This is a genomic window from Sphingomonas faeni (assembly GCF_023195535.1).
GTDB classification, from domain to species: Bacteria; Pseudomonadota; Alphaproteobacteria; order Sphingomonadales; family Sphingomonadaceae; genus Sphingomonas; species Sphingomonas faeni_B.
In genome coordinates, this window is record NZ_JALPNF010000007.1 from 112552 (window position 1) to 124260 (window position 11709).

Annotated in this window: 11 protein-coding genes; 2 read left to right on the top strand and 9 right to left on the bottom strand. The window is 66.4% G+C overall.

Annotated features, from left to right (window positions below):
* Nucleotides 1–26: 26 nt before the first annotated feature.
* From ribA to SPHN_RS13910, 5 genes are all read right to left on the bottom strand, one after another.
* Nucleotides 27–1070 carry a GTP cyclohydrolase II gene (ribA, locus tag SPHN_RS13890; protein ID WP_248524278.1) on the bottom strand — a complete coding sequence of 348 codons (1044 nt, stop codon included), beginning with the start codon at nt 1068–1070 and terminating at the stop codon, nt 27–29.
* Complete coding sequence (locus SPHN_RS13895) at nt 1067–1849, bottom strand: exodeoxyribonuclease III (protein ID WP_248524280.1); 783 nt, start codon at nt 1847–1849, stop codon at nt 1067–1069. The genes ribA and SPHN_RS13895 overlap by 4 nt, the downstream gene beginning before the upstream one ends.
* Nucleotides 1850–2197: 348 nt before the next feature.
* The gene (locus SPHN_RS13900) at nt 2198–2827 is read right to left on the bottom strand and encodes a LolA family protein (protein ID WP_248524283.1); all 630 of its coding nucleotides are present in this window, start codon (nt 2825–2827) and stop codon (nt 2198–2200) included.
* A 69-nt stretch (nt 2828–2896) separates the two neighbouring features.
* On the bottom strand, nt 2897–4282 hold the full coding sequence (locus SPHN_RS13905) for a carbohydrate porin (protein ID WP_248524385.1): 1386 nt from the start codon (nt 4280–4282) through the stop codon (nt 2897–2899).
* Between the two features lie 232 nt (nt 4283–4514).
* Nucleotides 4515–6824, bottom strand: coding sequence for a DNA translocase FtsK (locus SPHN_RS13910; protein WP_248524285.1), 2310 nt, complete (start codon nt 6822–6824; stop codon nt 4515–4517).
* A gap of 143 nt (nt 6825–6967) precedes the next feature.
* On the opposite strand from SPHN_RS13910, the gene SPHN_RS13915 reads away from it, so the two are divergent.
* On the top strand, nt 6968–8182 hold the full coding sequence (locus SPHN_RS13915; protein ID WP_248524287.1) for a UbiH/UbiF/VisC/COQ6 family ubiquinone biosynthesis hydroxylase: 1215 nt from the start codon (nt 6968–6970) through the stop codon (nt 8180–8182).
* A 341-nt stretch (nt 8183–8523) separates the two neighbouring features.
* Complete coding sequence (gene bluB / locus SPHN_RS13920) at nt 8524–9147, top strand: 5,6-dimethylbenzimidazole synthase (protein WP_248524289.1); 624 nt, start codon at nt 8524–8526, stop codon at nt 9145–9147.
* Between the two features lie 16 nt (nt 9148–9163).
* Here the strand turns inward: bluB and SPHN_RS13925 are convergent, their stop codons facing one another.
* Genes SPHN_RS13925 through SPHN_RS13940 form a run of 4 tightly spaced genes read right to left on the bottom strand, consistent with a single transcriptional unit; the run spans nt 9164 to nt 11497 of the window.
* Complete coding sequence (locus SPHN_RS13925) at nt 9164–9778, bottom strand: DUF2238 domain-containing protein (protein WP_248524291.1); 615 nt, start codon at nt 9776–9778, stop codon at nt 9164–9166.
* Nucleotides 9778–9966 carry a Trm112 family protein gene (locus SPHN_RS13930; protein WP_248524293.1) on the bottom strand — a complete coding sequence of 63 codons (189 nt, stop codon included), beginning with the start codon at nt 9964–9966 and terminating at the stop codon, nt 9778–9780. The genes SPHN_RS13925 and SPHN_RS13930 overlap by 1 nt, the downstream gene beginning before the upstream one ends.
* Entirely contained in the window at nt 9963–10604 is a 642-nt protein-coding gene (locus SPHN_RS13935) for an LON peptidase substrate-binding domain-containing protein (RefSeq protein WP_248524296.1), read from the bottom strand. The genes SPHN_RS13930 and SPHN_RS13935 overlap by 4 nt, the downstream gene beginning before the upstream one ends.
* Nucleotides 10601–11497: a tetratricopeptide repeat protein gene (locus SPHN_RS13940; RefSeq protein WP_248524386.1), complete on the bottom strand. Its 897-nt coding sequence runs from the start codon at nt 11495–11497 to the stop codon at nt 10601–10603. The genes SPHN_RS13935 and SPHN_RS13940 overlap by 4 nt, the downstream gene beginning before the upstream one ends.
* Nucleotides 11498–11709: the final 212 nt, after the last annotated feature.

Here is an 11709-nt window from a genome sequence, read left to right on the forward strand (position 1 = left end):
GGGTGGTGGCGAGGGCGGACTGTCGGTCAGAACTGATGCCCCGTACGATCGCGCTTGGTCGCAAGATACTGCGCGTTGTGCGGGTTCGAGGGCAGGAAATGCGGCACGCGCTCGATCACCGTCACGCCCGCCGCCTCCAGCCCGGCTACCTTGGCCGGATTGTTCGTCAGCAAGCGCACCTCGCGCTGCCCGAGCAGATTCAGCATCCGCGCCGCCACCCCGAAATCCCGCGCATCGACCGCAAAGCCAAGCCGCGTGTTCGCGTCGACCGTGTCGAATCCCTGGTCCTGCAACGCATAGGCGCGCAGCTTGTTGACCAGCCCGATCCCGCGCCCCTCCTGCCGCAGATAGAGCAGGATGCCCCAGCCGCTGTGCTGGATCGCGTGGATCGCAGCGTGCAACTGCGGCCCGCAATCGCATTTGAGACTGCCGAGCACGTCGCCCGTCAGGCACTCGCTATGCAAGCGGACCAGCGGCGGCTGGCCGTTGGGCTGGCCGATCAGCAGCGCGATATGCTCGTCCGCGCTCTCGGGTGATCGGAAGGCAACGATCTCCGCGTCCTCGGCACCTTCGACCGGCAACCGCGCACGCGCCGCCAGCGTCAGGCGGTTCGCATCCTCATGTGCGTCGATATCGGCGTGCGTGATCGAGACTTCGGGTTCGCCGGTGCCGAGGAAGAAGGCCGGCAATAGCCCGGCGATCCGCGCCAGCCGCAACGCAGCCGCAGCCGCATCGGGATCGGCCAACGCGACCGTATGGAACGGCCCCTTCATCGGGGTAGCCAGGTCGAACTGCGGATCGGCCAGCGCGGTCGCTGCGGCAAAATCGATCCACGGCGCGCGATCGACCAGTACCGGCTCGGTCGGATCGGCCGCCGCCAACTGGTTCGCCAGCTTCAACGTCGCCGCGCGCCCCGACGAGATCAGGACGCCGCCATTCCCGTCGGGGTCGAACGCCGCCAACCGGTCAGCATCCGCCGTCTCGACCGCCAGCAGCACCAGCCCGTCGATCGCGATCGGCCAGCCACGCCGCAACGCATCGACCGCACGCGCCGCTGCGCGCGGGTTCAAAACGCGAACTCGGTCATGATCGGCACATGGTCGGACGGCTTCAGCCAGCTCCGGCAGCGCTCATAGACATGATGCGACACCGCGGCTTCGGCGGCAGAACCGGTCGCCCACATATGATCTAGCCGCCGGCCACGGTCCGACGCTTCCCAGTCCTTCGCGCGGTAACTCCACCAGGTGAACAGTCGCGCGGGCGCAGGATGAAAGCGGCGGCCGAGATCGACCCAGTCGCCCGCCGCCTGCAACCGGCCGAGCGCCTCGACCTCGATTGGCGTGTGGCTGACGACGTCGAGCAACTGCTTGTGGCTCCACACATCCGATTCGAGCGGCGCGATGTTGAAGTCGCCGACGAGAATGGTGGGTCCGGCTAGCGTTTCCGACCAGGTCGTCATCCGTTCGATGAAATCGAGCTTCTGGCCGAACTTCGGGTTGACCTCGCGGTCGGGCACGTCGCCACCGGCCGGGACGTAGACGTTCTCGAGGCGTACGCCGTTTGCGAGCCGTACGCCGATATGACGAGCCTCGCTGTTCGCCTGCCAGTCGAACCGGTCGTCCTCGACCAAGGGCACGCGGCTGAGGATCGCGACACCGTGGTGCATGCGCTGGCCGTGCAGGACGATGTGCTCGTAGCCGAGCGCGCGGAACGCCTCCAACGGGAAGTCGCCGTCGATGACCTTGGTCTCCTGCAGGCACAGGATGTCGGGTTGCTCGTCACGCAGGAACTGCTCGACGATGGCGATCCGGAAACGGACCGAGTTGATGTTCCAGGAGACGATCTTCACGGCCGCGATGTAGCGTTGCGGGGGGGGCGGGACAAGGAAGCGGGTTGCGACTTCGGAAGAAGGGAGAAGGCGCCACGGGCAAAGCCCATGTTGTTGAACGGGCCCTGAGAAGAGTGGGGCCCGCCGGCCGCGCTTGAGCGAGTCATTCAGACGCAGTCTTCTGCCGCTTTACGCGAAAGACCCCCGCTCCGGGGGCGTGGAGCGAGGGCCAACTCAGCGTTCGTCACGCAGGCAGACTGTGGGGAAACCATCCGGGCAACAGGGGGAAAAATCCCGAATGCCTCACGTCCGCGAGCCACCCTCTAGGGACCGAAACCTGTCGCTTGCATGAATGACGCGAAAGTTATGTTACTTTCTTCCACCCGTTCGCCGTGGATCGTTCCAGCGGAAGGTGTTGTCGCTGACCGCTTCGCCGAACTTCTGGTTGGTCAGGCGGATCGTCGTCCGGTTGTTCTGGCTGTCGAGCGCGACCCAGCCTTGCAGCATCAGCCCGCCCGGTGCGGATGCGTTGCGGACGAACACCAGCGTGATCCGGCCATATTCGGGATGCTTGGGATCGTTAGCCTCGACCGACACGATCCGCTGGTCATAGCCGGGGACGAGCTTGGCATAGCGCGTGATGTCGCGGGTCGGGTCGAGCAGCACGCCCAGCGGCGAGTTCTTGATCGGCCAGCGCTGCACCTGCTTCACCGAATAATCGATGAAGGTCAGCGCGCCGCCCTCCGCGACGATCAGGATCGGCACGCCCTTTTCGTACTGGAAGCGCAGCTTGCCGGGCTTCTTCAGCGTCAGCACGCCGGTCAGCACCTTGCCGTTGCGATCGGCCTGCGAGAAATTCGCGGTCATCGTCTCGACCGATTGCAGATGCTTCTGCACGGCCGCAAGGTCGCCGGTGGCCTGTGCAGCGATCGGCGCGGGTACGGCAGCGACCGATAGGGCGGCGATCGTCGCGATCACCGCGGGGCGGGTATTGAACATCGAAATCTCCTTGGACCGCGGACAATTGCCGCCCCGCGCTTGAACCGCCACTGAATTCGACGAGTTCCGTTACAGGGTAATCGCCGCCTTCATCCCGAGCACGCCGACGTCGTTGGCGTCATGCACGCCGCCCGGGTTGTGGATGAACTGCACGTTCGGACGGAGTTCGAGCCACCGCGTCGGATGCACGCTGTAGTAGATCTCCGACGCGTATTCCGCACCTTGCACGGCAGGACGCGTCGGATCGAGTTCCTGCCCCTTCGCGACGCGCCCGTTCACGTTGGTCCGCGCGACGCCGAATCCGAGGATGTCCTCCGGCCGCCACGGGACCAGCCCCTTGTAGAACAGCCCCGCCGCGATCTGGTTGTCGGTCGTCGAGGTCGCGCGATCGGCCTGCGTCGCGTTGAGGAACACGCTGAGCCCGGTAACCGACTTGCCGTCCTTCGACGTGCCGGTGATCTGTTGCTGGAGATTGAAATACACGCCGTAGCGGGCGCTGCGGCGGAGCGGTGCGAGCCCCGTGATCGTGATCGGCTGGCGGTTCACGTCGTAGAACACGTCGTCGCCGTTCGACGTGTTGACCCAGCCGCCGACCTTGTACGCACCGACCCGGCCATCGTCGTTACCGCGATGCCATTCGGCTTCGACCGGTACGAGCACGCCGGTCGCGCCGTGGAAATGGCCGATCACGAAATCGTTATCAAGATTGCGCGGGTTCACTTCATAGACCCCGGCCTTGAGTGTCAGCTGCTCGTTCCGGTCGTAGCGGAGCCGCGCACCCCATTGCCCGACCGGCCAGTTCTGCCAGTAATCACCGACCAGATTGCCCGGCTGTGCGCCGCAGAAACTGAGGTTCTGGAAATAGCAGGAGAAGACCGCGAAATCCTCGCCGGGATTGGTGCGGCCGATCTTCAGTTCGAGTTTCTCACCCAGCTTCTGCTCGTACCAGAATTGCGTCAGGCGCAGCGTCTGGCCGCGGCCGTACACTTCCTGCACCTGTTGCAGCACGCCCAGATTGGCATCCGCACCCAGGTCACGTCCGCGCCGATAGGTGAGGGTGGCCTGGAATGCGCCGCCTTGGAGCCCGATCACCTTGTCGAGATCGAGCAGCATGCCGACGTCGAACTGCCCCGTCTCGCGCAGCAGCTTCCGGTCGCCGCCTGCAAAATTATACCCGCTTTCCGACGCATAACGCGCGCTGACGCCGATCCCGCGCTCGGTCAGACGTTTGCGGATATCGAACCAGTCGGCGAACAGCCCGGGTGGCGGGGTACGCTGCGTATCGGCGGTCAGTGCCGAGGGCGACAGATCGCTGTCGCGGCGGACGCCGGCGCGGGGACGGTGCTGCGTGTCGGTGGTGGAGCTGCCGGGGGTCTGTTTAGGCGCCTCCTGCGCGCCGGCTATACCCGGGATGGTCAGTGCCAAAGCCGCCGCACAGAACCGCCGATACCCCATCACGTCCACCTGTTTTTCGTAACCTGTACCAGCCCCGTATACCGGGCCTCGACCGTCCGAAACCCTCCGGAAGAGTGAAGGCGGGATTACAGGAATCCTCCCCCGCCAGGGGGAGGTGGCTGGCACTTGCCAGACGGAGGGCGCGGAAAGGGATCACCATCGTTCCGTGTCCTCCCCCTCCGTCACCTGCGGTGCCACCTCCCTCTGGCGGGGGAGGATCGTTAGATCGACGCTAGATCGCATGCCCTTCGGTATCGCGCAGCACTTCGCGGCGGCCGACATGATCCGGGCGACCGACGATGCCGTCCTTCTCCATCCGCTCGATCAACCGCGCGGCCGAATTATACCCGATCCGCAACTGCCGCTGGAGCCACGAGGTCGACGCCTTCTGCGACTCGCAGACCAGCTGGATCGCCTGGCGATATTGCTGATCCTCGGCCGAATCCTCTCCGGTCGGCGAACCCTCCAAGGCGAAGCTCTCCTCCGGCTCCTCGGTCACCGACGAGATGTAATCCGGCAGCCCCTGCGAGCGCCAGTGATCCGCCACCAGCCGCACTTCGTCGTCGGTCACGAACGGCCCGTGCACACGGACGATGCCCTTGCCGCCGGGCATGTAGAGCATGTCGCCCTTGCCCAGCAGCTGCTCGGCGCCCTGCTCGCCGAGAATGGTCCGCGAATCGATCTTCGACGTGACGTGGAAGCTGATCCGCGTCGGCAGGTTCGCCTTGATGACGCCGGTGATGACGTCGACCGACGGCCGCTGCGTCGCCATGATCAGGTGGATGCCCGCCGCGCGCGCCTTCTGCGCGAGCCGCTGGATGAGGAATTCGACCTCCTTGCCCGCGGTCATCATCAGGTCGGCGAGCTCGTCGACGATCACGACGATCTGCGGCAGCACGTCGTATTCGAGCTTCTCCTCCTCGTACATCGGCGCGCCGGTATCGGGATGATAGCCGGTCTGCACCTTCCGCCCGAGCGGCTGCCCCTTGGCCTTCGCGCCGCGCACCTTGTCGTTGAAGCCGGCAAGGCTGCGCACACCTACGGAGGACATCTGGCGATAGCGATCCTCCATCGTCTCGACCGCCCATTTCAGCGCGCGCACGGCCTTTGCAGGGTCGGTCACGACCGGCGACAACAGATGCGGAATGTCGTCGTACATGCTCAGTTCGAGCATCTTCGGATCGATCATGATCATCCGGCACTGGTTCGGCGTCAGCTTGTACAGCAGCGACAGGATCATGCTGTTCAGCCCGACCGACTTGCCCGAGCCGGTGGTACCCGCGACCAGCAGATGCGGCATCGGCGCGAGATCGGCGATCACCGAATCGCCCGCAATGTTCTTGCCGAGGATGATCGGCAACTGCGCCGACTGGTCCTCGAACGTCTGGCTGCCGACGAGTTCGTGCAGACTGACCGCCTCGCGCCGCGCATTCGGCAGCTCGATACCGATCACGTTGCGCCCCGGGATCACCGCCACACGCGCGGAAATCGCGGACATGTTGCGCGCGATATCGTCGGCCAGCGCGATCACCCGGCTGGCCTTGACGCCGGGGGCAGGCTCCAGCTCGTACATCGTCACGACCGGACCCGGCCGCACCTCGATGATCGACCCGGTCACCTTGAAATCGTCGAGCACGTTCTCGAGCAACCGCGCGTTGCGTTCCAGCCCCGCTTTGTCGATCACGTTGCCCTGGCTCGGCGGCGACGGCGTCAGCAGGTCGAGGCTCGGCAGCGTGAAATTGTCGCGCAGGTCGAGCGACGACTGGCGCTCCTTGGGTTTAGCCTGACTTGGCGCGCTCTGGCGGTCGGCGATGACGGGGGCAGGGCGCGGGTCCGGCTCGGCGATCGCGCGCGGTTCGACCGGCTTGCGCGTCAGCGTCAACGGTTCGTCGTCCTCGTCGATCTCCGCAAAGCCGTCATAGCCGAGCGCCTCGGTGCGATTGCGGCGGGGGAAGCGCCATTTGCGCTCGCCGAGATCGATCTCGATGCTCTTGCCCCACACGATCGCGCCCGCGATCGCCGCGATCAGCCCGACCGCGCGGCCGGACCACAGCTCGGCGACCGGCTGGCCGATGAAGCTCAGCCCCCAATGCACCGCGCTCGCGACGGACAGGCCGATCACCCCACCCCAACCGGCGGGCAGCGCCAGCACCGACGTGCCCGACACGAACGCCAGCGCGCTCGCCATCAGCGCGACGCCGATCGCGGCCCCGCGCAACATCCGCCCCCAGCGTCCCAGCGGCAGATCGCGCCACAGCCGCATCCCCAGGATCGGACCGATCGGCAGCAGCAACGCGACCGCCGGCCCGAACAGGGTCAGCGCGATATCGGCGAACCAGGCGCCCGGCGGCCCGACCAGATTGTCCGGATACCCGCCCGATGCGGTGTTCAACGCCGCGTCGCTCGGGTGATAGCTCGCCAGCGCCAGCGCCATCAGCAGCGTGCCGACGAACAACGCGATCGCCGCGATCAGCGCGCCGCTGCGCACCGCACCCGCCTTCACCGTCTCACGCCACAAGGCTGGCTGCGCGCGGCTGGCCATGACCCGTAATCTCCAGTTGCAGTATAATGCGGAAATGCATCGTCCTCGACAGGCGCAACGTCAAGGTAACCACGCGACAACACGGGTTAAGCTGCGCCCGGATCGGCGTTGGCAGCGACCGGCTGGCGGGATAAAGCGGCCTTATGGACACAGATGTAATCATCCTCGGTGGCGGGCTGGTCGGCGCGACGCTCGCCGTGGCGCTCGACGTGCACGGCATTTCGACGATCGTGATCGACCCAGCCGACCCCGCGGTGACGCTGGCGCCGGGCTTCGACGGCCGCGCCTCGGCCGTCGCGAGCGCGAGCCACCGCATGCTCGACGCGATCGGCATCGGCGCGACGCTGGCGGGGCAGGGCTGTGCGATCCGCCAGATCCGCGTCAGCGACGGGCTGGAGCCGGGCAAGCTCGATTTCGTCCCCGACGCCGACGATGGCGCGCTCGGCACGATGTACGAGAACAAGCTGCTCCGTCGCACGCTGTTCGACGCCGCGACCGCCGCGCCGCATGTCGACCTCCGCATGAAGACGCGCGCGACCTCGGTCGACCGCGCCGAATCGGGCGTCACCGTCACGCTCGAGTCCGGCGATATTGTCCGTGCACCGCTGCTGATCGCCGCGGAGGGCCGCAACTCGCCGACCCGCGAGGCTGCCGGCATCACGATCGCGCGCTGGTCCTACGAGCACACCGCGATCATCGCCGCATTCCACCACGAACGCCCGCACGAGGACGTGGCGTACGAGATCTTCTATGCGAGCGGCCCGTTCGCGCTGCTCCCGCTCCCCGACGACGCCGACGGCCACCGCTCGGCGATCGTCTGGACGGTCGACGCGAAGAACGCCCCCGGCATGCTCAAGCTCGGCGACCGCGCGTTCCTCGCCGAAGCGGAAAAGAGCATGGGCGGCTTCCTCGGCAAGCTCTCGATGGCCACGCCGCGCTCGTCCTATCCGCTCGGTTTCCACCACGCCGCACGCATCACCGACACGCGGCTTGCGCTGGTCGGCGACGCCGGCCACGGCATCCACCCGATCGCCGGGCAGGGCCTCAACCTCGGCTTCCGCGATGTCGCGACGCTCGTCGAAGTGCTGGTCGAGGGCAAGCGCCTCGGCCTCGACCTCGGCGACGCCGCGCTACTCGCGCGTTACCAGCGCTGGCGCGGGCTCGACACGTTCATGACCGCTGCCGCCACCGACACGCTCACCCGCCTGTTCGGCCTCCCCGGCAAGACCGCCAGCGCCGTTCGCCGGTTCGGCATCAGCGCGGTCAACGCGATCCCGCCGCTCAAGGACCGCTTCATGGCCGAGGCGCGGGGCGAATCGGGTGATTTACCAAAGCTGCTTCAGGGGATGACGGTCTAGGTCTGTTCGACGTCCAAGATTGCTGATCCACCCAATTGCTGAATTGCCGGTCAGCCCGAAACAGGTCAGCATACCCCGCATCGACAAGCGCCTCCCCGGCGGAGGCCGGGGTCTAGGTGGGGAACGGTGGTAACGACGGACAGTCCTTCATTACACCGGCCTGTCCACTTGGACCCCGGCCTCCGCCGGAGGTGAGCACTCGGAGCGTGGACCACCGAACAAGTCTGAGGTGCCGGAAGGTCGGCAAAATCTCGATCGAGACGAGCGAGAACGCAACGCCGAGCCGTGTTAGTGAAAGCGTGATGACCACCATGTCGGCCTCTGAACACCACACAGACCCCATGCCCGCATTCGAAACCTTCGAGCACCAACTTGCCGCGCTGATCCGCTGGCGCCGCGACGTCCGGCATTTCCGGCGAGATCCGATCGACCCCACGCTACTGTCCAGCCTGCTCGATCTGGCCAACCTCGCGCCGTCGGTAGGCCTCAGCCAGCCATGGCGCTTCGTCACGGTCGACGATCCCGACCGTCGCGCCGCGGTCCGCGCAACCTTCGCCGCCTGCAACACGCAGGCACTCGCGGCGCAGTCGCCGACGCGCGCCGACCGGTACGCGCGGTTGAAGCTCGCGGGCCTCGACGACGCACCCTGCCATCTCGCGGTCTTCGTCGACCCAGACCCGCAACAGGGCCACGGCCTGGGACGACAGACGATGCCCGAAACCGCAGCCTATTCGGCGGTCATGGCGCTCCACACCTTATGGCTGGCGGCGCGCTGCTTAGGCCTGGGGCTCGGCTGGGTATCGATCCTCGATGCCGCCCGCGTCCGCGATGCGCTCGACCTTCCCGAAAACTGGCACCTGATCGGCTATGTCTGCATCGGCTATCCGGCGGTCGACAGCGACACGCCCGAACTGGAACGCGAAGGCTGGGAGCGTCGGCAACCGATCGAGGTCACCCGGCGCTAGGCGAAATCATGCAGCGTTACGCCTTGAGCCGTTCGATCTGCCGGTCGTGAACGCGGGACAATACGAGCAGCGCGAGCGATGCACCGACAAGGCACATCAGCATATCCCACTGCGTATCCCATGCGTCGCCTTGCGTTCCCAGGAAAGCATCCGCGCCCTGGCCCAGCGACACTGCGGCACCAAACTCGATCAATTCGTACAGCGCGCTGACGCTGAGACAATAGGCCAGCACGGTAACGGCCAATAGTCGCGGCGCGGTGATCGCCCCGGTCCGCACCAGAACTTCCCGCAACACGATCGCGGGCACGAAGCCCTGCATCAAATGGCCGAACCGATCATACGGATTGCGCGTGAGATGCAGCATGTCCTGGACCGCGAAACCGATCGGTACGCGGGCATAGGTGTATGCGCCGCCGATCATCAGGACGAGGCCGTGGAGCGCAATCAGGACGAGTGCGAGGGTCGTAAACGAGAAGCTTCGTCGCAGCGTGATCAGTATCGGAAAGGCGATCAGGACGGGCGCGATCTCCATCCACCACGTCGCGCGATCGAACGGCGCCCAGCCCGACGCGACCAGCCCGATGCTCCAAACCGCGCCGAGACCCCAGAGGCGGCGGTCGGTCGATGGCATCAGTCTGATACGCGCCCATCGAGCTGCCGTGCTTCCTCCACCAGCATAACCGGGACGCCGTCCTTGATCGGATAGGCCAGGCCCGCCGCGTCCGAGACGAGTTCCTGCGCTGCCTCGTCATAGCGCAGCGGCGTACGAGTCGCGGGGCAAACCAAGCGTTCGAGTAGCCACGGATCGAGCGTGCTCACTGCAACGTCACCGATTCGTCGCCGTCATGCCGGCCGAAGAACTGCATCAGCTGGATGATCAGTTCGGCGCGCTGTTCGATATCCGGTGCCTCGAGCAACGCCTGCTTCGCGGCCGCATCGAACGGCGCGATCTGCGCGATGCCGTTGACGAGGCTCTCGTCGTCGAGCCGCCCGACCGCATCCCAATCGACCGCATAGCCCTGCATGTCCGCGAACCGACGCGATTCCAGTTCCAGCGACGAGCGTCGCCCCAGCGACAGCGAATCGTCCTCGATCAACGGCAGCAACTCCGCCTCGACCTGACGGAACGCGGTCGTCACGTCCAACTCGCGGACGATCCGGAACAGCGCGACGCCCTCGAGCACGACGTTGTAGCGCCCGTCGTCGAGCGCCTCGACCTCGGCGATCTTGCCGACGCAACCGATGTCGTACAGCGCGTCCGCGTCATCATGCGGTCCGCCCCGCGGCTGGATCATCCCGATCCGCCGGTCGCGCGCCATCGCATCGCTGATCATCGCCCGATAGCGCGGCTCGAACATGTGCAGCGGCAGGTGCATGCCCGGGAACAACAGCGCCCCCGGCAGCGGGAAGATCGACAGACGCGTAGTAGCGCGCGGGGGGGCGGACTCGATGGTCATCCGAACAGGATCGCAGACAGACGCCGCCGCTGTCCAGAGACCCATGGGTCTTCGAGCCCGACGACCTCGAACAATTTCAGCAACTGCGCGCGTGCCGCGCCCTCGTTCCAGTCGCGCTCGGTGGCGATGATGCCGAGGAACGTGTCCGCGGCGGCATCGCGGTCGTTCGCCGCCATCTGGCCGTTGGCGAGCGCGAACCGGGCGTCGAGGTCATCGGGATTGGCCTCGACTGCGGCGATCAGCGGCGACAGGTCGGCGACCGGGGGCGCCGACTGCGCGAGCGCGAGCGCGGCCTGCGCGCGGGTGATCGCCGGATCCTTGGCGATCGCCGGATCGAGGTTCGCCAGCCAGTCGCTCGCCTCGTCGAACTGCCCGGTCGCGACCAGCGCGCGGACGAACCCGGCATGGACCGCGGGATGCTCGGGTGCGATCTCGGCGATCTCGCGGAAAATGCCGAGCGCGCGCTCGCCGTCGCCCTCGGCCAGCGCCGCTTCGCCCACCGCGATCAACGGCTCGATATCGGGCGCCGCGTCCGTCGCGTCCGCCTCGATCGGCAGCTGCTTGAGCAACTGGTCGAGGATCACGCGCAGCTGCGATTCGGTCCGCGCGCTGGTCATGTCGGCGACCAGCTGGCCCTGGAACATCGCATAGACGGTCGGGATCGACTTGATCTGGAATTGCGCGGCGATGAACTGGTTCTTGTCGGTATCGACCTTGGCCAGCACGACGCCCTTGTCGGCATAATCGGCGGCGACCTTTTCCAGCGTCGGCGTCAACGCCTTGCACGGCCCGCACCATTCCGCCCAGAAATCGATGATCACGAGCTTCGTCATCGACGGTTCGACGACATCGCGACGGAACGCCTCGACGGCATCCTTCTCCGCGGGGGACATTCCAAGCGTGGCCAAGTTCAACTCCCGTGTAATTCTTGCGCGCTATCTGGGGGGCGCTTGCGGCGAATGCCACCTCTGCAGCGTACCTCTAGAGCATCGCGCTCGCAATTCCACGTGGCGGCGGCGGCGTTGAAGCGACCGGTGGTCATTGGTCCGTCATCCCAAACCCGTCATCCCAAGCCCGTCACCCCCAAGCCCGTCGCCCCCAAGCC

Excerpts from the sequence above, each read along its gene's own strand:
- SPHN_RS13940 (WP_248524386.1), bottom strand. The coding sequence starts at position 11,497 with ATGTCCCCCGCGGAGAAGGATGCCGTCGAGGCGTTCCGTCGCGATGTC.
- SPHN_RS13925 (WP_248524291.1), bottom strand. The coding sequence starts at position 9,778 with ATGCCATCGACCGACCGCCGCCTCTGGGGTCTCGGCGCGGTTTGGAGC.
- SPHN_RS13935 (WP_248524296.1), bottom strand. The coding sequence starts at position 10,604 with ATGACCATCGAGTCCGCCCCCCCGCGCGCTACTACGCGTCTGTCGATC.
- SPHN_RS13900 (WP_248524283.1), bottom strand. The coding sequence starts at position 2,827 with ATGTTCAATACCCGCCCCGCGGTGATCGCGACGATCGCCGCCCTATCG.
- SPHN_RS13915 (WP_248524287.1), top strand. The coding sequence starts at position 6,968 with ATGGACACAGATGTAATCATCCTCGGTGGCGGGCTGGTCGGCGCGACG.
- bluB (WP_248524289.1), top strand. The coding sequence starts at position 8,524 with ATGCCCGCATTCGAAACCTTCGAGCACCAACTTGCCGCGCTGATCCGC.
- SPHN_RS13910 (WP_248524285.1), bottom strand. The coding sequence starts at position 6,824 with ATGGCCAGCCGCGCGCAGCCAGCCTTGTGGCGTGAGACGGTGAAGGCG.
- SPHN_RS13905 (WP_248524385.1), bottom strand. The coding sequence starts at position 4,282 with ATGGGGTATCGGCGGTTCTGTGCGGCGGCTTTGGCACTGACCATCCCG.